The following is a 24,399-nucleotide window of genomic DNA, read 5'->3' on the forward strand; positions in this document are numbered from 1 at the left end:
GTGAGTTCCAAGCCCTGTCTATTTCAGCAATTGGATTGTGGCCCCTTTACGAGTGCTTCAGAACTTCATTCCAATTTTAGGTTTGCGAGCTAGGCTAGGAGCGTAATGCCGGCGTATGAAAGGCAGATGTCGGGAGGAACCGCGCCACGGCGCGCGCTTTCGCGCGCCCTGCTTTTCGCATTGTTGTGCTCTACGGCACTTGTTGCCGAAACCGGAAGTGCGGCAGCCTTCGAGATTTTCGGCATCAAGCTGTGGGGATCCAAAGACGAAGATGCCGATATCGTCGACCCGCTGCGCTATGCGGTGACGATCGAGGCGCCGGACGCCGACAAGGATCTCGCCGAGAAGCTCGAAAACGCCTCGGCGCTGAAGGCCGACGAGGAACACCCGGTATCCGGTTCTCTCGGCCTGCTGGCCAAGGCGCGCAGTGACCGTGAGCAACTTGTTGCCGCACTCTACACTGACGCCCGCTACGAGGGTGTCGTCACCATCACTATTCAGGGCAAGCCGCTCGACGATCTGCCGCCCGATGCCGAGTTTTCGGGTCCGCAGCCGATACCGGTGGTGATAAGCATAGCAGCCGGGCCGAAATTCACGCTTGGCAACATCAGACTGGAAGGCGATGCGGCGGGGCTGGCAAGTGCCGATTTCGGCCTGATCGCCGGCGGTGACGCCAGTTCGGGCGCCGTGCTCAAGGCCGAGGCGGCGATCGTGCGGGCACTCAAGCAAGAAGGCAGGCCGCTGGCCAAGGTGACGGGCCGCGAGATCGTCGCCGAGCACGCCGGTTCGACGCTCGACGTGACGCTTGCCGTCGCGGCCGGCCCGGTCGCCGGCTATGGCGACACCACTGTCGAGGGCACCGAAAAGGTCGACCGCGACTTCACCGAATATATGACCGGCCTGAAGCGCGGCCGCCAGTATTCGCCCGATGAGATCGACGACGCGCGCGACCGGCTGCTTGGGCTCGAGGTCTTCAACAGCGTGACGGTGAAGGAAGCCGACGCGCTCGACGCCGAGGGCAACATCCCGATCGGTGTCGAGGTCAGCGAGCGCAAGCCACGCTATTTCGGCATTGGCGGCAGCTTCTCAAACACCGAGGGGCTGGGCCTCGAAGGCTATTGGGGGCACCGCAATCTGTTTGGCCGCGCCGAAAAGCTGCGCATCGACGGCAAGATCAGCGGCATCGGCAGCAACGACTTGACCCAGCTCAATTACAATGCCGGCGTCATGTTCGAAAAGCCGGGCGTGGTCGGGCCGGCGTCGAAGTTCATTGCCAGCGTCAATACCGTGCTGGAGCACCCCGACGCCTACGACCATTTCTCGGTCAAGGGCAGCACCGGCCTATCCTACGAACTCGACAAGAAGCAGACGGTTTCCGCGCAAGTCGCGCTGGATTATTCGAGGATCCACGACGCTTTCGGCAAGCACACCTATCTGATCGCCAGCATTCCACTGCAATATGTCTACGACAATCGCGACAGCAAGCTCAATCCGACCCGGGGCTTCAGGGTGCTGGCCTATGGCGAGCCGAGCTACGACATTTTGAGCGGGGCTGCGTTTGTCAAGCTGAAGGGCGAGGGGTCGGCCTACCAGTCACTCGATTCGGCCTCGAAATTCGTTTTCGCCGAACGTGTCGCCATCGGCTCTATCATCGGCGCCAGTCTTCAAGATGTTCCGGCAGATCGACGCTTCTACTCAGGCGGCGGCGGTTCGGTGCGCGGCTATGCCTATCAAGGCATCGGCCCGAAGGACAGCAATGGAGAGCCGATCGGCGGGCTTTCGTTCTTCGAGACCTCGGTCGAGATGCGCATCGCCGTCACCGACAAGATCGGCGTCGTGCCGTTCGTCGATGCCGGCACGGTGTCGACCAGGCAGGTCCCCGATTTTTCGGACATGAAGGTCGGCGCGGGTGTAGGCTTGCGCTATCTGACGGCGTTCGGGCCGCTGCGCGTCGACGCGGCGGTGCCGCTCAACCGCGGCCCCGACGATCCTCATTTCGGCATTTATGCCGGCATCGGCCAGGCATTCTGATGGCAATATTCAGGCGCATCCTCCGTATCCTTTTCTACACGCTGCTCATCGTCGTGGCAGCGGCGGTGGGGGCGCTCGTCGTGCTGACCAAAACCGAGCGCGGCCGCGAAAACCTTGCCGGCATCATCTCGACCATGGCCTCGACCGGTGATCGCAAGGTCACTGTCGTCGGCATCGACGGTATCTGGTCGGGCGCGCTGAGGGTCGATCATGTCGTTCTGGAGGATCGCGAAGGCGCCTGGATGGTGGCGCGCAACGTGGCCGTCGATTGGTCGCCGCTGGCACTCCTGTCGAAGAGCTTCAGCGCCGATCGCATTGGGGCCGAGCGTATCGAGTTGGCAAGGCTGCCGGTGGCCAATACACAGTCGAGCCAAAGCGGAGCGACGACGCTGCCGGTTTCCATCGACGTCAGGCAACTCGACCTTCCCGAAATCGCGCTCGGGCAGGCTCTGGCCGGCAGCGGTGTCGCCGAACTTGCAGCCAAGGGAGCGCTCAAGGCGGACGCCTCACCATTGGCGATCGAGACCAACCTCAACATCGTTCGCCACGACGGCAAGCAAGGCACGGTCGACGCCAAAGCCCATTTCGCGCCGGCCGACAACAAGCTCGACCTCGACCTTAAGGCATCCGAGCCGGCCGGCGGCATCATCGCCAACCTGCTCAACCTGCCGGGCGCGCCGCCGGTCAACATTGTCGTTTCCGGCACCGGACCGCTCGCCAACTGGAATGGCATCGGGACCTTCGTTGTCGACGGCCGGATCGTCACCCAGCTTACCGGTCGCCATCAGCTCACCGACAAGGGTCATTATGTCGAGGCCAACGGCGATGGCGAATTCGAGCGCTTCCTGCCCGAAACCCTGAAACCGCTGTTTGCCGGCAAGACCAGCTTCGACCTCGCCGGCACGGCGACCGCGGCCGGCGGCGTCGATGTCGAGCGCGCCAATATCGACAGCGGCGCCTTGCACGCGACCGCCGCCGGCATTGTCGATCCGAACGGCGCCAGCGACCTTTCGGTGAAGCTCGCCGCAAAGGGGCCGCCGATCGTGCTCAGCCTCGGCAGCGAGGCGCAACCGATAACCGTGGCAATCAAGGATGCCACGGCCCGCGCTTTCGGCGATGGCAAGGCGCCGATGGTGGATATCGGCGCGTCGCTGGTCTCGGTGGTGGCGGGCGGCACGCGGGTGGACGACCTGATCGGGCAAGTGCATTCCGATGGTTTCGACATCCAGAACCGTAGCGGGCCGGTCACCATCAAGCTGACGGCGGCCGGCCTGAACACCGACGTCGCGACTTTGGCGCCGCTGATAACGGGCAGGGTCAGCGCCGGTCTCGCCGGCTCCGTCAGCAAGGAACAGATTGTCGTCGACGAAGGCACGCTACGCAGCGACGCGCTCAATGCGTCCGTAACAGCCACAGTGGCGCTTGCCGATCTGTCGATGACGCTCAAGATGAATGCCGACGCGGCTTCGACGGCGCTGCCGCCGCAAATCAGCTCGGTTCTCGGCGAGCGCGTGCAGTTTTCCGCAACCGCGACACGCGACCCGGACGGTGCGTTCGCCGCCAACGCATTGCAACTCACCTCCGGCACGCTTAGCGCCAGCGGCACCGCCAGTGCGCAAGGCACCGATATCCGGGCCGATATCAAGGGTACGCTGGGCGACGTGTCGGTGCTGTCGCCGCTGGTCGGCGCCAAGGTCGGCGGCGCCGTCGGTTTCGGGCTTACCGCAAGCGGCGCGCGCAGCGCACCGGATTTCTCGGTTTCGGCCAACAGCGACAGCCTGACGGCGTCCGGCCATGCGGTGAAGCAGATCAAGCTGAGCGCGAGCGGCAAGGCCGATATCGCCAGTCCCGCCGCCGATGTCTCGCTGACCGGCTCGGTCGACGACCAGCCGCTCGACCTCAAGGCATCGCTGGTCACAACCGACGGCAAGCGCTCCATCAATGGACTTGCCGTCTCGTTAGCCGACAACAAGGTCTCCGGCGACCTCGGGCTCGACGACAACCTGCTGCCGCTCGGCACGTTGACCCTCGATGCCGCCGATATTGCTCCGCTGGCCGCACTCGCGGGCCAGTCGGTAGCCGGCGACGTGCGCGGCACCATCCGCTTTGCGAACGACAACGGAGCGCCGACGGTCGCGATCGATGCGACGAGCGCCGTGATTTCGCGCGGCGAACTGGCGGCGAAGACAATCGCCGTCAACGCGCTGGTCGCCAATTATCTCAAAGCACCGGCAATCGCCGGCAAGATCAAGGCCGACACGATCACCTCCGGAACCACGGTGATCAGCGGCATCGATGTCGACCTGAAGCGCGATGGCGACTGGACCGGCTTTAGCGGCGGCGCCACGGTCGCCGGCATTCCGGCCAGCGCGTCCGGGCGGGTCAGGGTTGCGAACGGCACCACCAGCATCGAGCTTGCCTCGGGCGAGGCGACCATCCGCGGCATCAAGGCAGCTGTCGCGCAGCCATCAGCGCTGACAATCGCCAATGGCAGGGTGAGCATAGAGAAATTGGCGCTCGGTGTCGGCGGTGGTTCGGTTGCCGTGTCGGGTACGGCCGGCCAGACGCTCGATCTCGCTGCCACCTTGTCGGCGGTGCCGGCAGCGCTTGCCAATGATTTTTCACCGGGTCTCGATGCCGTCGGCGCGCTCAGCGGCACCGCGCAGGTCACCGGATCGTCGGCTGCCCCAGATATTCGCTTCACCGCCCGCCTCAGCGGCGCCGAAACCAGCCAGACCCGGCAGGCTGGCCTCGGGCCGCTGGATCTCGACGCGGCAGGCCGTTTCTCGTCGGCCAGCGGCCTGGCCATCGAGCAGGCGACGCTTGCCGGCGAGAAAATCTCCGGCAAGGCAGCCGGCACCATCAATCCGAACGGTGCCAGCGATTTTTCGCTCGACCTGGCCTCTACCGGTCCGAGCCTGCCGTTGTCACTTGGCAGCAAGGAGAGCCCGATCAAGCTCGAGCTACAGGCGATATCGCTAACGGCGGCCGGGCAGGGCGCCCAGCCGAAGCTCGACATTTCCGCGACGCTGCCATCGGCCGCCACCAATCTGGCTAAGATCGAGGGCATCACGCTTGCGCTGCACTCCGATCGCTTTGACGTGAAAGCCCGGAGCGGGCCGATCTCCGGCACCGTGACTGCCGAAAAAATCGGCCTCGACAATCCGACTATCGCGCCGCTGATCGCCGGCAAGGTCACCGCCAAACTCGCCGGCAGCCTTGCCGCCGATGCCATCGTCATCGATAGCGGCACGGTGACCAGCGACGCGTTGAACAGCGGCTTCAACGGGCGGGTCTCGCTGGCCGACGGCGCCATCGCCCTCAATGTCAAGGCGGACGCCGCCTCGGCGGCACTGCCGGGGTCGGTACGTGGCGTGCTCGCCGAGCGAACGCAATTCAGTGCCGCGCTGAAGCGGGACGCCAATGGCAATGTCACCGCCAATACCGTCAGGCTGTCGTCCGGTTCGCTGACGGCAGACGGCCAGGCGAGCCTTGCCGACAACAAGCTCAGCGCCGACGTCAAAGGCGCGCTAGGCGACGTCTCGCTGCTATCCAAGGACGCCAAAGGCGCCATCTCTTTCGCGCTGAATGCGCAAGGCGCCAGCACCGCGCCGGATCTGTCGCTGAGTATCAACAGCGACAGGCTTTCGGTCGCGGCGCGCGAGATCACCGGTCTGAAGCTCACTGCCACCGGCAAGGCTGATGCCGCCAACCCGGCTGCGAATGTGCAACTCACCGGAAATGTCGGCGGCCAACCGCTGCAGGGCAGCGCCGTGCTGGCGACATCGGACGGCAAACGCGCCATCAATGGACTTTTGCTGTCGCTCGGCAAGAACCGTATCTCCGGCGACCTGGCGCTCGACGATGCCTTCCTGCCGGCCGGCACCGTGGCGCTCGACCTGCCCGATATCGGTCCGCTTGCGGCCCTGGCACTGGAAAAGGCCGATGGCGATGTGCGCGGCACGATCGCCTTCTCCAAGGCGGGTACCGTGCCGCAAGTCGCCGTCAAGGCGACGACGGCCTCGATCTCGCGCGGCGATGTCTCGGCCAAGGCCGTGAGCATCGACGCGCTGATCGCCAACTATCTGGCGGCACCGGTGATCTCGGGCAAAATCCGTGCCGACAGCGTAACTTCCGGCGGCACGGCTATTCGGGGCGTCAACGTCGATCTCAAGCGCGACGGCGAATGGACCGGCTTTTCCGGTGGCGCCACCGTCAAGGATATTCCGCTGAGGGCGGCCGGCCGGGTCAAGGCGGTCAAGGGCACGACGACGGTCGAACTTGCCTCCGGCGAGGCGACCATCCGCGGCATCAAGGCGGCCATCGCCCAGGCCTCGACCATCAACATCGCCAATGGAGTGACCAGCCTCGACAGGCTGGTGCTCAACCTCGGCGGCGGCACGGCGACGGTCACGGGCAAGGCTGGGCAGGCGTTCGACCTCAACGCGACGCTGGCCCGCATCCCGATCTCGATAGCCAACAGTTTTTCGCCGGGCCTCGATGCCGCCGGTTCCATCTCAGGCACGGTGAAGGTGACGGGCGCGCCGGCCAATCCGGCCGTTGCCTTCAAGATCGACGCCGCAGGCGTTCAGACGTCGCAGACCCGTGGTGCAGGTTTCGGCGGCATGGGCGTTTCATCCTCAGGTACGTATTCGGGCAACAGACTGACGTTCGACGCCAACATGAGCGATGCCGCCGGCCTCGGCCTCAAGGGCGGCGGCACGATGACGACATCAGGCGGGCCCACCCTTGATCTCAACTTTTCCGGCAAGGTGCCGTTCGCCTTCCTCACCAGGACACTCGCCGCGCAAGGCCTGTCCCTGAGCGGCACGGCCGACGTCGATGTGCAGGTGCGCGGCCCGGCGACGTCGCCGGTGATCTCAGGCACGGTCCGCACGTCAGGCGCCCGCCTGCTCGACGCGCGCTCGGGGCTTGCGATCAACGACATCACTGCCGATGTCGCTATCGGCAATGGCGTGGCCAGGATCAATCGCCTGACCGGCACGCTGTCGACACGCGGCAGCCTTTCGGCCAGCGGCACCGTCGGCATCGATCCGGCTAAGGGTTTTCCAGCCGATCTGTCGATCAAGCTCGTCGACGGCCGCTATACCGACGGCAAGGTGGTCACTGCCAATCTTGGCGGCGACCTGACCGTCAAGGGACCGCTCATCTCCGCGCCGGTGATTTCCGGTACCGTCAACTTGGCCAAGACCGTCATCACCGTACCCGAAAAGCTGCCCGGCTCGCTGGCCGAGCTCAACGTCAAGCACAAGAATGCGCCGGCCGCCGTACGTGCGCAGGACAAGGCGTTGCGCCCGGCCGCTGCAAGCAGCGGTGGCGGCGGCAGCGGCCTCAATCTCGACGTCACAGTCAATGCGCCGAGCCAGATCTTCATCCAGGGCAGGGGTGTCGACGCCGAGCTCGGCGGTTCGCTGCGGCTGACCGGCCCGGCATCGTCACCCCAGGCGGTCGGCACCTTCACCTTGCGGCGCGGGCGGTTGACGATCCTTGCCAAGCGGCTGACCTTCACCGAAGGCACCGTCGGCTTTTCCGGCTCTCTGGTGCCCTACCTCAATCTCACGGCGCAATCGAAGACGACCAGCGCCACCGTGACCATCGTGGTGTCGGGCGAGGCGAACAACCCGAAATTCACCTTCTCCTCGGTACCCGCGTTGCCGGAGGATGAGGTGCTGGCGCAGCTGATCTTCGGCCGTTCGATGTCGAACCTGTCGCCGCTGCAGATCGCGCAGCTTGCCGAGGCTGCCGGACAACTGGCCGGCGTCGGCGGCTCGACCTCCCTGCTGCAGAACCTGCGCAGCGCAATCGGCGTCGACGATCTCGACGTAATCACCGATGAACAGGGTGGCACCGCCGTCTCGGCGGGCAAGTATCTCAACGACCGTACCTATGTGACGATCCAGAAGGGCGACAGGCCGGGCTCGGGTAAGGCAACCGTCGATCTCGACGTTGGGCGCGGCGTCAAGCTGCGTGGCGAGGCAACCGACGCCGGCGAAGCCAAAGGCGGTGTTTTCTACGAACGGGAATATTGAAACCGGCCGTTCGCGCAGAACAACTGGTTGCCTGAAGAACGAGCGGCGCAGCGGCGAATGTCCCAGTTTAATTGCCCGTTGAGATTTCAGACGAAATCCCTGGCGCAGTAGCAAATTTGCGCCAAGACTGTCGTTATCGCGCGAACCGCCCTGCTTTCAAAGTTGCACATTCCTTGGCATGTTCCCAATCCGTGCCGTCTTTGACATCATGGCGCGGATGCGGAATGTTAAAAGGCAGAAAGCCAACAATGGGAGTTAGTCATGACGATCTACAAGAGTAACGGCGACCGCGTTCCCGATCACATCCTGGCCATGGCCGAAGATGCCAAGGCAGGCAAGATGGATCGTCGCGAATTTCTGGCTCTCGCCAGCGTCTTCGGCGCCTCGACGGCGATGGCCTATGGCATGCTTGGCCTTGCAGACCCGACGCCGGCCAAGGCGGAAGAGGTGAAGGGCAAGAAAGGCGGGATACTGAAGGTCGCGCAATGGATTAAGGATCCGAAGGATCCGCGCAAGTCCGACTGGTCGGAAATCGCCAATGCCGAGCGCCAGGCGCTCGAGCCGCTGGTCAAATACACCACCGAATACACGTTCCGCCCCTATCTGCTGGAGAGCTGGGACGTGAATGACGACGCCACCGAATACACGCTGCATGTGCGCAAAGGCGTCACCTGGAACAACGGCGATCCGTTCACCGCAGACGACGTCATCTTCAACCTCAAGCGTTGGGCCGACAAGAAGGCCGAAGGCAATTCCATGCCGGGTCGCCTCGGTTCGCTGGTCAAGGACGACAAGCTGGATGAGAGCGCGGTGACCAAGGTCGATGACCACACGATCAAGCTGACGCTCAGCAAGCCGGATATCGCCCTCATTCCCAACGTGTGCGACTATCCCGGCCTCATCGTCCACAAGACGTTCGACGAAAAAGGCGGCGACTTCAAGTCCTGCCCGATCGGCACTGGGCCGTTCGAGCTGGTCTCCTACGATGTCGGCCAGAAAGTGGTCTACAAGCGCCGCGAAGACAACAAATGGTGGGATGGTGACGTCTTCCTCGACGGCATCGAGTTCATCGACTACGGCACCGATCCGGCGGCGATGGTCAGCGCTTTCGAAGCAGGCGAAGTGCACACCAATTTCGAAACCTCGGCCGACTATGTGTCGATCCTCGACGGCATGGACTTGGCGAAGTCCGAGGTCGTCACCGCCTCGACGATCGTCTGCCGCACCAATGTGGCCAACAAGCCTTACGGCGACCAGAAGGTTCGCAACGCCCTGCAGCTCGCGGTCGACAACGCTGTCGTCCTCCAGCTCGGCTACGGCAATGCCGGCACGGTTGCCGAGAACCACCATGTCGCCCCGATCCATCCGGAATACTACGAATTGCCGAAGGTTGCTCGCGACCCGGCGAAGGCAAAGGCGCTGATGGCGGAAGCCGGCCAGGCCGATTTCGAGCACGAGCTGATCACGGTCGACGAGGACTGGCACAAGAACACAGGCGATGCGATCGCCGCGCAGATGCGCGACGCCGGCATCAAGGTCAAACGTACGGTGCTGCCGGGTTCGACCTTCTGGAACGACTGGACGAAGTATCCGCTGTCGATGACCAACTGGAACATGCGGCCGCTCGGCGTCCAGGTTCTGGCGATCGGGTATCGTACCGGTGAAGCCTGGAATGAGACGGCTTGGTCGAATCCGGAGTGGGATGCCAAGCTCAACGCTGCGCTCGCGGTTGCCGACGCAGCCAAGCGCAAGGAAATGATGAAGGACATCGAGCAGATCCTGCAGGATTCCGGCATTATCATCCAGCCTTATTGGCGCAAGCTCTACAGCCATTCGGTCAAGGCGGTGCAGAACTACAAGATGCACCCGACCTTCGAGCGCGACTACGGCAAGGTCTGGCTCGAGCAGGCCTGACCGGACGATCCGGAAAGGGGCGTCTCGCCCCTTTCCCTCGCTCTTTGCATGGTCCTTGGACCGGAAGTCGGCGCAGCAAAAAGTTGCGGACTCTTCGGCCTGGGTCTGCAATAAAAAGGGTATTGCATCTGGGACTGGTCTGAAGGCTTGTTCTGCCGCTGGCGGCAGCGCACGGCTTGCAAACCGGTTCCACCCCCCAACCCGACCGGCAGGGGACCGCCATGCTTTCTTTCGTTATCAGGCGTCTCGGCACCATGGCATTGACGATGCTGTGCCTGACGATGATCGTCTTCTTCCTGGTCAATCTCGGGCCTAATCTGAAGAAGCTCGCGATCAGCCAGACCGAAATGCACACATCCGCCGAGCAGCTTGAGGCTTGGCTGGTCAACCATGGCTATCGGCAGAATTTCTTTATCCGCTACGGCCAATGGCTGGGCATCATGCCCAAGCAGCCGGTGACCGACCCGGCGACCGGCAAGCCCGCACAGCGTTTCTCCTTCTGCAACGATCCGGTCGTGCCGACATTCTCCGGCATCCTGCAAGGCGATTTCGGTTGCTCGACCAAGTTCAAGACGACGGTCGCTTCGAAACTCTTTCCGGCGCTCAGCGCCACCGGCATCCTGATGCTCTGCGTGCTGGCCGTAATGGTGCCGATCTCGCTTTTGATCGGTATTCTCGCCGGCATGCGCGAGGGTTCACGCACCGACCGCACATTGTCGGTGGCTTCGATCGCCTCGACGGCGACGCCCGAATATGTTTCGGGCGTTATCTTCACCGTGATCTTTGCCTCCTGGCTTGGCGTGCTGAACGGTTCGGCGGCCTCGGCCAGCCAGGGCATCACCTTCTATAATTTCACCTTACCGGTGATGACGCTGGCGATATACGGCATCGGCTACATCGCTCGCATGACCCGCGCCTCGATGGTGGAGGTGATGACACAGCAATATATCCGAACCGCCCGGCTGAAGGGCCTCTCCTTCGGCAGCGTGGTGATAAAGCACGCTCTGCGCAACGCGCTGATCGCGCCATTCACGGTCATCATGCTGCAGTTCCCCTGGCTGCTCACCGGCGTCGTCATCGTCGAGGTGATGTTCCGCTACCAGGGGTTCGGCTACACGCTGGTCGAGGCCGCCGGCAACAACGACATCGATCTTCTGCTCGGCTGCTCGCTGGTCTCGGTGTTTATCGTCCTGATCACACAGCTCATCTCCGATGTCGGCTACGCGTTTCTCAATCCGCGCATCAGAGTTCAATAGGAGACCGGCGGATGCAGGTCGAATATCTCAGCGCCTTCAACGTCGTACTCGGCGTGCTTACCCGCTTCTGGCCGGTCTGGATCGCTCTCGCCCTGGTGATGGGGGCGAGCTTCGGCTACAAGAAGAAGCTAGGCCTTTACGGCCAGCTTTTCGACAGCGGCGTCGGCATCGTCGGCGTCGGCATCTGCCTGTTCTGGCTGTTTACGGCGATCTTCGCGTCGACCATCTCGCCCTTCGATCCGCTCGCCCAAGTGCCGATCATGAAGGACGCGCTGCCGGGCGCAATCGAGCCGGCGTCGAAACTTGTATACTATTTCGGCGGCGACAAGCTCGCCCGCGACGTGTTCTCGCGCATGGTCTATGGCAGCCAGATCGTGCTGATCATCGCGCCGGCGGCGACCGGTTTTGCGCTGATGGTCGGCATTACGCTCGGCCTGCCGGCCGGCTATTATGGCGGCAAGATCGATACGGTGCTGTCCTTCCTCGCCAACCTTGTGCTGGCCTTCCCGGTGATCCTCCTGTTCTACCTGCTGGTGACGCCGGGCATCATGGACACGCCGATCCCCTACGCGATGGCAGGGCTGTTCTTCCTGTTTCCGATCATCTTCTTCAGTGTGCTGTTCTGGACGCGCTACAAGAACCGCCCCGACCGCCTCTATATCCTGCTTGGCCTGACGTTGGTACTTGGCGGCTGGATCTATGCAGGCCTTGTCTTCGATGCCGATCCGTTCAAGATCATCCACATCGATCCCAACCAGCTCAACATCTTCGTGGCGGTGGTGTTCGCCTCCAGCCCCGGCGTGTTCCGCATCGTGCGCGGCCTGGTCATGGATATCAAAACGCGCGACTATGTTGCGGCGGCACAAACGCGCGGTGAATCGCCCTGGTACATCATGCTGTGGGAGATATTGCCCAATGCGCGCGGGCCGCTGATCGTCGACGCCTGCCTGCGCATCGGCTACACCACGATCCTGCTCGGCACGCTCGGCTATTTCGGGCTGGGACTGGCGCCGGAAAGCCCGGACTGGGGCACGGCGATCAAGGATGCCAGCCGGCTGCTGCGCTCCTTCATCCACCCGGCGCTGCCGCCGACGATCGCATTGATGTCGTTCGTGCTCGGCCTCAACCTCCTGGCGGATTCGTTGCGCGAACAGTCTATGAAAGATTGATGCCGGGAAGATCGATGCCGGGTTCGGCCCGACATGCCTGAAGAACAAGGATTGGAGCGACCCATGAATGAGGCAGTTCGAAATCCCGCCAAGCCGACCAATGGGCCGACCAATGGGCCGATCATCGAGATCGAGAACCTGTCGATCTCCTTCTTCACCCGCAAGGGCGAAATCCCGGCGGTCATGGATTTTTCCTGCACGGTCATGCCCGGCGAGGCGATGGGTATTGTCGGCGAATCCGGCTGCGGCAAGTCGACCGTGTCGCTGGGCATCATGCGCGACCTCTCCAACATCGGAAAGATCGTTGGCGGAAAGATCAAATTCCAGGGCAAGGACATGGGAGAACTGTCCGACGAAGAACTGCGAGCTATCCGCGGCAACAAGATCGCGATGATCTACCAGGAACCGATGGCCAGTCTTAACCCGGCGATGAAGGTCGGCCAGCAGCTGATGGAAGTGCCACTGATCCACGACAAGGTGTCGAAGGACGAAGCTTACAAACGCGCCTTGGAAATGGTGCGCGCGGTGAAGCTGCCGGATCCCGAGCGCATCATGCGTTCCTACCCGCACCAGCTTTCCGGCGGCCAGCAGCAGCGCATCGTCATTGCCATGGCGCTGCTGTCGAAGCCTGCGCTGCTTCTGCTCGACGAGCCGACCACAGCGCTCGACGTGACGGTTGAGGCCGGCATCGTCGACCTGGTCAAGGGGCTGGGCGAGAAGTTCGGCACCTCGATGATCTTCGTGTCGCACAATCTCGGCCTGATCCTGGAGACCTGCGACCGCATCACGGTGATGTATTCGGGCGAAGCGGTGGAGACCGGCAAGATCAAGGACGTCTTCGACCGGATGCGCCATCCCTACACGCAAGGCCTGTTCCGCTCGATCCCGCTGCCGGGCGCCGACAAAAATTCGCGGCCGCTGATCTCCATCCCGGGGCAGTTGCCGCTACCGCACGAGCGGCCGAAGGGCTGCAATTTCGGCCCGCGCTGCCACCATTTCGTCGAGGGCGTCTGCAACGCCGCCGAAATTCCGATGATCGCGGTCGAAGGCCATGACGGGCATTTCTCGCGCTGTGTGCGCTTCAACGAGATCGACTGGGAGGCGCTGCCACCCGGCGCCAAGAAGGTCAACGAGCGGGTGGTGCCCGGTGCGCCGGTGCTCCAGATCGAAGACCTCCGGAAGTACTACAAGGTCGGCGGCAGCGAAGTGTTCGGCTCGAGCGAGGGCCGTGTCGTCAAGGCCAATGAGACGATCTCGTTCATGGCGCGCGAATCCGAGACCGTCGCTATCGTCGGCGAATCCGGCTGCGGAAAATCGACCCTGGCCAAGGTGCTGCTCGGCCTCGAAACGGCAAGCTCCGGCCGCGTCAAGCTCGGCAACAAGGAGATCCAGTCGACCGGGATCGAGAAGCGCAGCGTCGACACGGTGTCATCGATCCAGATGGTGTTCCAAAATCCGTTCGACACGCTCAATCCCAGCCATTCGGTCGGTTCGCAGATCATCCGTACGCTGGAAAAGTTCAATGTCGGCGACTCGGTGGCCGACCGCCGCAAGCGGATGCTGGAATTGCTCGACCTGGTGAAGCTGCCGAGGGCATTCGAGACACGCAAGCCGCGCCAGCTTTCAGGCGGCCAGAAACAGCGCATCGGCGTTGCGCGTGCCTTTGCCGGCGACGCCAAGGTGGTGGTGGCCGACGAGCCGGTCTCGGCGCTCGACGTGTCGGTGCAGGCGGCGGTGACCGAGCTTTTGATGGACATCCAGCGCAAGAACAAGACGACGATGCTGTTCATCAGCCACGATCTGTCCGTGGTGCGCTACATCGCCGACCGCGTCGTCGTCATGTATCTCGGCTATATCGTTGAGCAAGGCACGACCGACCAGATATTCGCGCCGCCCTATCACCCCTATACCGAGGCATTGCTGTCGGCGATCCCGATCGCCGACACAAGCGTGGTCAAGAAGCACATCGTGCTGGAGGGCGACATCCCTTCGGCGATGAACCCGCCGTCCGGCTGTCCGTTCCAGACGCGCTGCGGCTACAAGAAACTGGTGCCGGACAACCTTTGCGAAACCACGGTGCCGCCAGTCAAAAATCTCGGCGACGGCCATATGAGCTTGTGCTGGCTGTCCGACGACGTGCTGGCGAAAATGGAGCCGGTGATCAAATTCGACAAGGAGCACGCCGCGAATGAGGGCGTGCCGGATGATGCAAACCACGGTGTTGGCCCTGGCTTTGCCGGAGATCCGCCCAAGCGCCCGCATGGAAAGACTGGCAGCGTTGAAGCCGATGCCGAGGGTCAGGCAGTGGAGAATGCCGAAGCGGTCGCCAAAGCCCGCCGTCACGAGGTTCGCGACGAGGTTTCAGAGACCGGCACCTCAAGCTCTGCCGACAGCCAGGTGGCACCAATCATGCCGCCGACTGTCGGCGACGGCCGACAGGCCGAGGACGCCACGCGCAAGCCGCGCAAACCCAAGGGCGGCTGAGAGCCGTTAATAGGCTAGGGCGCGCATTGCCGTAGCTGCGCGGCGTAGTCCTGCGCCATCTGTTCGGTGGCATGCGCATAGCGCTGCACGTCGGCGTCGCCGCGATTGCCGCGCTTATAGGCATTCCAGCCGAGATAGTAGGCGAGATACAGATTGTAGGTGTCGTTGCGGGCGACGCCGAGGGTCTCGGCGGTCTTGGAATGATACCAGCCGACGAAATCGACGGCATCGGCAAAGCGGGTGCGGCGCGCCGCCCAGCTGCCGGTCTCGTTCTGGTATTGCGCCCAGGTGCCGTCGAGCGCCTGCGAGAAGCCGGTGGCGCTGGAGATATGTTTCCAGGGAATGAAGCCCAGCAGCTTGGTGCGCGGCGGCCTTGCGTTGCTCTTGAAGCCGGATTCCTTGCGCACCGTCGCCATCAGCACGGGAACCGGCACACCGTATTTCTGCTCGGTGCGTTGTGCCGCCGCCTGCCAATTGTCGAACCAGCCGTCATTCTGGTCGAAAACGGCGCAGACATCGTTGATGTGGTTCGGCGGCGTCGCGCAGGCCGAAAGCGCCAGCGGCACGGCAATCGCTACAATTTTACTAAAACTCAACCTACGCATTGCAAGAGCATTAGGCCGAAAACATAAAAGGAATCTTGCTGCGTTCCTTAACGGCTCATCGGCCGCTTTGCCTGACGCGGAACAAGTATAACCATTCCGACGTTTGTTGTCGCTTTTACCGATGTGAAATTCCCGGAATGCCGCCTTGGCTAAAATCACGCCCGCAGGTGGCGGATTCTTGACAGCTCGATCCTCGTGCCGGCGCTTTGATGCGCGGCATGAGCGAACCAAGACGCAAGCGCGGCGCCGAGCGAACCAGCAACAGGGGACCGACCGCCATCCCGCAACTGCCGCTCAGGCGGGTGACAAACCCTTATCCGCCGATGGCGATGCTCTCGGCCGACCAGATCGAGGCGATCCACCAGGCGTCGATGCATATCTTGGAGAATTTCGGCATCGAGGTGATGAGCCCGCGGGCGCTGTCGCTGTTCGAGAAGGCCGGGGCCAAGGTCGATCATGCAACGATGAACGTCCGCATCGATCGCGGCATGATCGAGGAAGCGCTGAAGACGACGCAGTCCAGCTATACGCTGACGCCGCGCAATCCCGCCCATGCCGTCCACCTCGGCGGCAATACCATCAACTTCACGCTCGTCGCCGGGCCGCCGAATGTGCACGACATGGAGCGCGGCCGCCGTGCCGGCAATTTGCGCGATTATTCCGATCTCGTCCGGCTGGCGCAGCATTTCAACTGCATCCACATGCTAGGCAACCAGGTCTGCGCGCCGGTAGAATTGCCGGCGAATTCCCGTCATCTCGACACCTATTTCGCCAATCTGACACTGACCGACAAAAGCTTTCACGTCTCGGCCATCGGCAGCGGCAGGGCGCTCGACGGCATCGAAATGATGGCAATCGCGCGCGGACTGACGCTTGACGAGATGCGCGACGATCCCGGCGTTACCACGATCATTTCGGTCAATTCGCCGCGCCGCTTCGACGAGATGATGGCCGAGGGGCTGATGACGATGGCCGAGTTCGGCCAGTCGGTGGCGGTAACGCCATTCACGCTGATGGGGGCGATGAGCCCGGTGACGCTTGCCGGCGCGCTCGCCCAGCAGAATGCCGAGGCGCTGTTCGGCGTGGTGCTGACGCAGCTCGTCCGCTCCGGCGCGCCGGTGATGTATGGCGCCTTCACCTCCAATGTCGATATGAAATCGGGAGCGCCGGCGTTCGGCACGCCTGAAAACACCAAGGCGAATATCGCGTCCGGACAGTTGGCGCGGCGTTACAACCTGCCTTATCGCACAACGCCGGGCTCGGCTTCCAATGCCGCCGACGCGCAAGGCGCCTATGAGACGCTGATGGCGCTGTGGGGCGCGGTGCTCGGCCATGGCAACCTCGTCTACCATGCCGCCGGCTGGCAAGAGGGCGGACTGACAGCGTCGTTCGAAAAGTTCATCATCGACGTCGAGATGATCCAGCACATGATGGAGTTTTTGCGCCCGATCGAGGTCAACGAGGCCGAGCTTGCTGTCGAGGCTCTGGGTGCGGTTCCGACCGGCGGCCATTTCTTCGGCGAGCCGCACACGCTGGAGCGCTACGCCACAGCCTTCTACCAGCCGATGCTGTCCAACTGGCAAAATTTCGAGGCCTGGCAGGAGGCTGGCGGGCTCGATGCCACGGCGCGGGCGACGAGGCTTTGGAAGAAGGCGCTGGAGGACTATGTCGAGCCGGTGATGGAAATCTCCAGGCGCGAAGCGCTGGAGGCGTACGTGGCCAAGCGCAAGGAAGCGATCGGGCAAAGCGAGCCGTGATGATCGAAGGCTCGCGCTCGTGGGGCTCCTCCTCCCCGAATTCATCGTTCCCATCCAACTCGTTGACGTCAGAGAGAATCCCATGAAATCGCATGCAAAGGTCGTGGTTATCGGCGGTGGCGTTGTCGGGTGCTCCGTGCTGTTCCATCTGGCCCGTCACGGCTGGACTGACATTGTGCTGCTGGAACGCGATGAATTGACCTCCGGCTCGACCTGGCACGCCGCCGGCGGCATGCACACCATCAATGGCGATCCCAATGTCGCCAAGCTGCAGAAATACACAATCTCGCTTTACAAGGAGATCGAGGAACTGTCCGGCCAGGCGACCGGCGTGCATCTGACCGGCGGCGTCTTGCTGGCGGCGACCGAGGCGCGGCTCGACTGGCTGCGCGGTGTCGTCGCCAAGGGCCGCTATCTCGGCATCGAGCTCGAGGAGATATCGCCAAACGAGGCGGCCGAGCTGATGCCGCTGCTCGATCCCAAGCAGTTCGTAGGCGCCGTTCGCAACAAGGAGGACGGTCATCTCGATCCGTCCGGCGTTACCCACGCCTACGCCAAGGCCGCCAGGAAGCTTGGTGCCGAGGTCGAGCGTTTCACCAAGGTCGAGGACATCTTGCGGCGCGCCGACGGGTTGTGGCGTGTCATCACCAACAAGGGTGAGGTGGTGGCCGAGCATGTCGTCAACGCCGGCGGCCTGTGGGCGCGTGAGGTCGGCCGCATGGTCGGGCTGGAGCTGCCGGTGCTGGCGATGGAGCACATGTACCTGATCACCGAGGACATGCCGGAAGTCGCCGCCTGGAACCAGAAGACTGGTTCCGAAATCATCCATGCCGTCGATTTCGACGGCGAGCTGTATTTGCGCCAGGAGCGCGGCGGCATGCTGATGGGCACTTATGAAAAGGCCAACAAGCCTTGGTCCGAGTTCCAAACGCCATGGAATTTCGGCCACGAGCTGCTCGAACCCGACATCGACCGCATCGCGCCGTCGCTGGAGGTCGGCTTCCGGCATTTCCCGGCCTTCCAGAACACCGGCATCAAGCAGATCATCAACGGGCCCTTCACCTTCGCACCGGACGGCAATCCGCTGGTCGGGCCGGTGCGCGGCCTGCCGGGGTTCTGGGTGGCCTGTGGTGTCATGGCCGGGTTCTCGCAGGGTGGCGGCGTCGGGCTGGCGCTGTCGAACTGGATGATCGAAGGCGATCCCGGCGCCGATATCTGGGCGATGGATGTGTCGCGCTACGGTGACTGGGCGACGATGGCCTACACCAATGCCAAGGTGCGCGAAAACTATTCGCGGCGGTTTTCGATCCGCTTCCCGAACGAGGAACTACCGGCCGGCCGGCCGCTCAAGACGACACCGGTTTACGACCTGTTGTCGGCCAAAGGGGCGCAATGGGGGGTCGCCTATGGGCTGGAGGTGCCGCTGTGGTACGCGCCCGAAGGCGTCAAGGACGAATTCTCCTGGCGGCGCTCGAGCGATTTCGAGCATGTCGCAAATGAGGTCAAGACCGTTCGTGAAGGCGTTGGTCTCTCGGAAATCTCGTCATTCGCCAAATACAGAGTAACCGGCGAGGGCGCTGCAGCCTGGCTCGACCGCCTGCTTGCCTGCAAGTTGCCAAGGCCCGGCCGCATGACGCTGGCGCCGATGCTGAAGGAAGACGGAAGGCTGATTGGCGATTTCACGCTGGCCAATCTCGGCAGTCCAAATTCGGAAAGTGACGATTGGTTCCTGGCCGGCTCCGGCGTCGCCGAGCACTACCACATGCGCTGGTTCGAAGCGCATCTGCCGAAGGACGGCTCTGTCAGCATCGAGGCGCTAGGAGAAAGACTCACCGGCTTGTCGATCGCCGGGCCGAGCGCGCGGAACCTTCTTGAAAAGGTCACACGGTCGGACGTGTCGAATGCGGCCTTTCCGTTCATGGCCATCAGCAAGATGGACATTGGCATGGCGCCATGCCTGGTCGGGCGGGTCAGCTACACCAGCGATCTCGGCTACGAAATCTGGGTCGCGCCGGAATATCAGCGCGCCGCCTATCAGGCGCTGATGGCGGCGGGGGAGGAATTCGGCATCGGCCTGTTCGGCTCGCGCGCGCTCAACGCATTGCGGCTTGAGAAGAATTACGGCTCATGGGCGCGCGAATACCGGCCGATCTATGGACCGTTGGAAGCCGGGCTCGACCGCTTCGTCGCCTACGGCAAGCAAGCCGATTTCATCGGCAAGCAGGCGGCGTTGGCCGAGCGCAAGCAAGGCGGCAGACTGCGGCTGCGGGCCTTTGTCGTCGATACTGTCGATGCCGACGTCATCGGCGACGAGCCAATCTGGTACGGCGGTGCGGTGCGTGGCTGGGTCACGTCAGGCGGCTACGCACATCATTCCAAAAAATCCGTCGCCATCGGTTATGTGCCGAAAGAGATCGCCGATGAGGCCGATGGTTTCGAGATTGAGCTTCTGGGCAAACGCCACGCTGCGCGCATGCAGCCGATCCCGCTGTTCGACGCGAATTTCGAGCGGATGCGTGGGTGACGTTTCAGGCACCGCGGCGGTTGTCCAGCGCCAGGGCGCCGGCGCCGGCGAACACCAGATAGAGGAAGATGAAACAGAACGATATTGCCGCATCGCCGCCATTGTTGACCGGGAAGAAGTCGCGCGGCATGTGCGCCATGAAATAGGCGATCGCCATCTCGCCGCTGAGAAGGAATGCCACCGGCCTGGTGAAAAGCCCCAATACCAGCAGGATGCCGCCTCCGAATTCCAGGATGGCCGCGGTCGCCGATAGCCCGCTCATGGTGCCGGCATGGTCGCCGACGGGGAAATTGAACAGTTTCTGGGTGCCGTGCTCAATTGAACTGCAGCGCCGTGATGATGCGCAAGGCGGCAAGGGCGAACGGTTGATATCCGGCGAGGCCTTCGAAAAGCTTCATCTACGACTCCATTTTCACCTAGCCCGGCCATAGGTCATCGCCAAAGGCCGGACCATTCACATAGTCCGGCCTGCATTCAACTGTCGGTGAATGAGTCGTGAGGCGTGCTGCAGCCTTGGGGCCGCACGATGGCGGCCCCGCGATCAGCGCGGCCGTTAATGCCCGGGCGCTGTCAGAGCAAAGTGCGCGCCTTGCGGGTCTGTGCACTGTACGATCCAGCTGCCGCCGGGGACCTCCATCGGACCCATCAGGATCTTGCCGCCATTGTCGGTGACGCGCTTGGCTGCCGCGTCGATGCCGGGCACGTTGAAATAGAACTGCCAGACCGGCGCCGGGATCTGCTCGGGCTTGTTCATCATGCCGCCAACGGGCTCGCCGTCGAAGGCGAAAAGCTGGTAGACGCCCATCGGACCCATATCCATGGCGTCGCCCTTCTCCCAGCCGAACTGGCTGGAATAGAAATCGAACGCCGCCTTCCAGTCTGACGTGTAGAGCTCATGCCAGCCGATGTTGCCGGGGGTCGCCAACGGTAGCGGCGGCTGGTCGGGGCCGCTGGGCTGCAGGAAGTTGAACATCGCGCCTTGCGGGTCTGCAACGACGGCGAAGCGGCCGACGCCAGGAATGTCGTCGGGCTCGCGGTGAACCGCGCCACCAGCCTTCTTGAGGGAGGCCGTTGCGGCATCGACGTCCCTCGTGAGGATATAACCGACCCAGGCCGGCGGCATGCCCATCTTGCGCGCGTCATCGGGGCAGCGTCATCAACCCGCCGACGCCGCGCTCGCCGACATTCATGACGATATAGCGCGGCATGCCCTGGGCCCCTTCGAAAGGCTGCCCCCTCCAGCCCACCACGGAGGTGTAAAACGCCTCGGCGGCGTCGAGATCGGTGGTCATCAGCTCGTACCAGAAGAAGGGCATGGGGGACTGTGGCATTGTCGTGCTCCTTGCGGTTTGTACATCGATCATGCGCGATCCATTCTAGGACGATCTTCACGACGAAAATCCGACAGCCAACCAAAAAAGATGACGGCAAATTGGAAATGTTACCGGGTTGCGCGCCCTGCGGTTTTCGACTTTGCTCGCAGTCAACGAGGGGTTGTTGATCCATGCGCCGGATGTCGCTCACTTCCGAACTTGTCGCGCTGTGCCATCAGGAGGAGGCCGATCCCGGCCCCGATGGCAGCTGGACGCAGCTGACGGACGAAGACTTCAGGGCCCTTTGCCTTCGGTGATCAAAACCAACGCTAAGCTTACCAGGCTGACCACTCAGTCCAGCAACGGCAGTGCCGCTATGGCCAAGCTTCCCTGTCGGCGGCTTTGGTAACATGAGTATACTTGTCATGTTTAGTCGTGGCTTTTCAGCGGTTTGCGCAGAAAATTGACCAATTGATAAAAAATGAAAACGTGCTAGCCTTCCCCAAAACAAGAACATGGGGAACTGACGATGCCAGAAGGCCAGTTCAAGCAAGGCATTGCCGGCGGGCGGCTCTCGCCGGACCAATATGCCGACAATTTCGCCGACCTGCACCCGCCGCTCGATCATCACGAGGCGCTGGTCGAGTCCGACCGCTGCTATTTCTGCTATGATGCGCCGTGCATGAATGCATGCCCGACCTCGATCGACATCCCGCTGTTCATCCGCCAGATTTCGACGGGCAATCCGATCGGCTCAGCCAAGACTATTTTTGACCAGAACATTTTGGGCGGCATGTGCGCCCGCGTCTGCCCGACCGAGACGCTGTGCGAAGAAGTCTGCGTGCGCGAGGTGGCCGAAGGCAAGCCGGTGCAGATCGGTCGCCTTCAGCGCTACGCCACCGATGTCGCCATGGCCGAAAACAAGCAGTTCTACGAGCGCCCCGAACCGACCGGCAAGACGGTCGCCGTGGTCGGCGCCGGACCGGCGGGGCTTGCCGCCGCGCATCGGCTTGCCCGTCATGGCCACGACGTGACCATCCTGGAAGCCCGCCCGAAGCCCGGCGGCCTCAATGAGTACGGTATCGCCGCCTATAAAAGCGTCGACAATTTTGCCCAGGCCGAAGTCGACTATGTCACGTCGATCGGCGGCATCGACATCCAGAACGGCAAGGCGCTCGGCCGTGATTACCAGCTGTCGGATCTGACCAGGAATTACGATGCGGTGTTCCTCGGCATGGGGCTTGCCGGCGTCAATGCCTTGCGAGCGGATGGCGAGGAGGCGCCGGGCGTCAGCAATGCCGTCGAGTTCATTGCCGAGCTTCGCCAGGCCAGCGATCTGGCCAGCCTGCCGGTCGGCCGGCGCGTCGTCGTCATCGGCGGCGGCATGACGGCGATCGATGCGGCGGTGCAGTCGAAGCTGCTCGGAGCCGAAGAGGTGACGATCTGCTATCGGCGCGGCCCGGAGCACATGAACGCCTCCGAATTCGAGCAGGACCTGGCCGCTGCCAACGGCGTCATCATCCGGCACTGGTTGCAGCCGAAGCGGGTCATTGCCGACGCCGGCAAGGTGTCGGCGATCGAGCTCGAATACACCGCGATGGACGGCGACCGGCTCGTCGGCACCGGCGAGCGGCTGACGCTGACCGCCGACCAGGTGTTCAAGGCGATCGGCCAGAGCTTTGTCCCAGCTGCGCTCAACGGCAGCGGTGCGGAGGTCGCGCTGGAAGCCGGCCGCATCAAGGTCGATGCGGAAGGGCGCACCTCGCTGGCCAATGTCTGGGCTGGCGGCGACTGCATTTTCGGCGGCGATGACTTGACTGTTTCAGCCGTCGCGCAAGGCCGCGATGCTGCGGAGAGCATTCATCGGGCACTGACCTCGAACGGGAGGGCATGAGCATGGCAGACATCCGCAACAATTTCGTCGGCATCAAATCGCCGAACCCGTTCTGGCTAGCCTCGGCGCCGCCGACCGACAAGGCCTATAACGTCATCCGCGCCTTCAAGGCTGGCTGGGGCGGCGTTGTCTGGAAGACGCTCGGCGAAGAAGGGCCGCCGGTGGTCAACGTCAACGGGCCGCGCTACGGCGCCATCTGGGGCGCCGATCGTCGCCTGCTTGGCCTGAACAATATCGAGCTGATCACCGACCGTGACCTGCAGGTCAATCTGCGCGAGATCAAGCAGGTCAAGATGGACTGGCCCGACCGGGCGATCGTCGTCTCGCTGATGGTGCCGTGCGAGGAGCATGCCTGGAAGGCGATCCTGCCGTTGGTCGAGGAGACCGGCGCTGACGGCATCGAGCTCAATTTCGGCTGCCCGCACGGCATGTCGGAACGCGGCATGGGTGCGGCAGTCGGCCAGGTGCCGGAATACATCGAAATGGTGGTGCGTTGGTGCAAGGCCAATACCCGCATGCCGGTCATCACCAAGCTGACGCCCAACATCACCGACATACGCAAGCCGGCACGCGCTGCCCTTGCCGGCGGCACCGACGCGGTGTCGCTGATCAACACCATCAATTCGATCACCGGCGTCAACCTCGATAATTTCGCGCCGGAGCCGACGATCGACGGCAAGGGTTCGCATGGCGGCTATTGCGGTCCGGCGGTGAAGCCGATCGCCATGAACATGGTGGCCGAGATCGCGCGCGATCCGGAAACGCATGGCCTGCCGATCTCCGGTATCGGCGGCATCACCACCTGGCGCGACGCCGCCGAATTCATGGCGCTCGGCGCCGGCAATGTGCAGGTGTGCACGGCGGCGATGACCTACGGCTTCAAGATCGTGCAGGAGATGATCGCCGGCCTGGAAAACTGGATGGACGAGAAGGGCCATGCCACGCTCGACGACATCGTCGGCCGTGCCACGCCCAACGTCACCGACTGGCAGTATCTCAATCTCAACTACGTCGCCAAGGCGCATATCGACCAGGATGCCTGCATCAAATGCGGCCGCTGCCACATCGCCTGCGAGGACACTTCGCACCAGGCGATCACCGCAATCGTCGACGGCGTCAGGCATTTCGAGGTGATCGAGGCCGAATGCGTCGGCTGCAATCTCTGCGTCAATGTCTGTCCGGTCGAGAACTGCATCACCATGGAGGCGTTGGCGGTCGGCGTGATGGACCAGCGCACCGGCAGGCCGGTGTCGCCGATCTATGCCAACTGGACGACGCATCCGAACAATCCGATGGCCAAGGTGGCGGCGGAGTAGCGCACAGCCCGTTGTGGAAAAGCGGCACCTGCGGGCGCCGCTTTTTTCAAATGGCTATTGCGGACATAAATTATCCAGGATAGTAT

The 24,399-nt window shown here is 62.9% G+C and carries 11 protein-coding genes and 3 pseudogenes; 11 read left to right on the plus strand and 3 right to left on the minus strand.

Annotated features, from left to right (window positions below; all coding sequences use genetic code 11):
• Positions 1-105 precede the first annotated feature (105 nt).
• From NKJ73_RS27690 to NKJ73_RS27715, 6 genes are all read left to right on the plus strand, one after another.
• A complete protein-coding gene (locus tag NKJ73_RS27690) occupies positions 106-2,031 on the plus strand; it encodes an autotransporter assembly complex protein TamA (protein WP_352571778.1) in 1,926 nt (641 codons plus the stop codon).
• Positions 2,031-8,081: a translocation/assembly module TamB domain-containing protein gene (locus NKJ73_RS27695; protein WP_352571779.1), complete on the plus strand. Its 6,051-nt coding sequence runs from the start codon at positions 2,031-2,033 to the stop codon at positions 8,079-8,081. The genes NKJ73_RS27690 and NKJ73_RS27695 overlap by 1 nt, the downstream gene beginning before the upstream one ends.
• Positions 8,082-8,342: 261 nt before the next feature.
• Positions 8,343-9,995 carry an ABC transporter substrate-binding protein gene (locus NKJ73_RS27700; protein WP_023675846.1) on the plus strand — a complete coding sequence of 551 codons (1,653 nt, stop codon included), beginning with the start codon at positions 8,343-8,345 and terminating at the stop codon, positions 9,993-9,995.
• Positions 9,996-10,216: 221 nt separating this feature from the next.
• Positions 10,217-11,251 carry an ABC transporter permease gene (locus NKJ73_RS27705; RefSeq protein WP_023675847.1) on the plus strand — a complete coding sequence of 345 codons (1,035 nt, stop codon included), beginning with the start codon at positions 10,217-10,219 and terminating at the stop codon, positions 11,249-11,251.
• A gap of 11 nt (positions 11,252-11,262) precedes the next feature.
• Entirely contained in the window at positions 11,263-12,420 is a 1,158-nt protein-coding gene (locus NKJ73_RS27710; RefSeq protein ID WP_023675848.1) for an ABC transporter permease, read from the plus strand.
• A 63-nt stretch (positions 12,421-12,483) separates the two neighbouring features.
• Positions 12,484-14,904: a dipeptide ABC transporter ATP-binding protein gene (locus tag NKJ73_RS27715; protein ID WP_352571780.1), complete on the plus strand. Its 2,421-nt coding sequence runs from the start codon at positions 12,484-12,486 to the stop codon at positions 14,902-14,904.
• Positions 14,905-14,918: 14 nt separating this feature from the next.
• Here NKJ73_RS27715 and NKJ73_RS27720 read toward each other — a convergent pair whose 3' ends face one another.
• Positions 14,919-15,509 (minus strand): transglycosylase SLT domain-containing protein, encoded by a 591-nt coding sequence (locus NKJ73_RS27720; RefSeq protein WP_023675850.1) that lies wholly within the window; start codon positions 15,507-15,509, stop codon positions 14,919-14,921.
• Positions 15,510-15,727: 218 nt separating this feature from the next.
• On the opposite strand from NKJ73_RS27720, the gene NKJ73_RS27725 reads away from it, so the two are divergent.
• Both NKJ73_RS27725 and NKJ73_RS27730 read left to right on the plus strand, forming a co-directional pair.
• Positions 15,728-17,266 (plus strand): trimethylamine methyltransferase family protein, encoded by a 1,539-nt coding sequence (locus NKJ73_RS27725; protein ID WP_352571781.1) that lies wholly within the window; start codon positions 15,728-15,730, stop codon positions 17,264-17,266.
• 82 nt (positions 17,267-17,348) lie between these two features.
• A complete protein-coding gene (locus NKJ73_RS27730; RefSeq protein WP_352571782.1) occupies positions 17,349-19,790 on the plus strand; it encodes a GcvT family protein in 2,442 nt (813 codons plus the stop codon).
• Positions 19,791-19,794: 4 nt separating this feature from the next.
• On the opposite strand, the pseudogene NKJ73_RS27735 reads toward NKJ73_RS27730, so the two are convergent.
• Together NKJ73_RS27735 and NKJ73_RS27740 are read right to left on the minus strand one after the other, a co-directional pair.
• Positions 19,795-20,188 (minus strand): annotated as a pseudogene (locus tag NKJ73_RS27735) (DoxX family protein).
• Between the two features lie 155 nt (positions 20,189-20,343).
• Positions 20,344-21,121 (minus strand): annotated as a pseudogene (locus tag NKJ73_RS27740) (VOC family protein).
• 173 nt (positions 21,122-21,294) lie between these two features.
• On the opposite strand from NKJ73_RS27740, the pseudogene NKJ73_RS27745 reads away from it, so the two are divergent.
• The 3 genes and pseudogenes from NKJ73_RS27745 to preA all read left to right on the plus strand — a co-directional run.
• A pseudogene (locus NKJ73_RS27745) lies at positions 21,295-21,417 on the plus strand (gamma-glutamylcyclotransferase); the annotation flags it as partial.
• A 215-nt stretch (positions 21,418-21,632) separates the two neighbouring features.
• Complete coding sequence (locus NKJ73_RS27750; RefSeq protein WP_352571783.1) at positions 21,633-22,997, plus strand: NAD(P)-dependent oxidoreductase; 1,365 nt, start codon at positions 21,633-21,635, stop codon at positions 22,995-22,997.
• 2 nt (positions 22,998-22,999) lie between these two features.
• Positions 23,000-24,313, plus strand: a complete 1,314-nt coding sequence (gene preA / locus NKJ73_RS27755) for an NAD-dependent dihydropyrimidine dehydrogenase subunit PreA (protein WP_352571804.1) — start codon at positions 23,000-23,002, stop codon at positions 24,311-24,313.
• Positions 24,314-24,399 lie beyond the last annotated feature (86 nt).

Origin of the sequence: Mesorhizobium sp. M0074, from assembly GCF_040322975.1 — a bacterium.
Classification (GTDB): domain Bacteria; phylum Pseudomonadota; class Alphaproteobacteria; order Rhizobiales; family Rhizobiaceae; genus Mesorhizobium.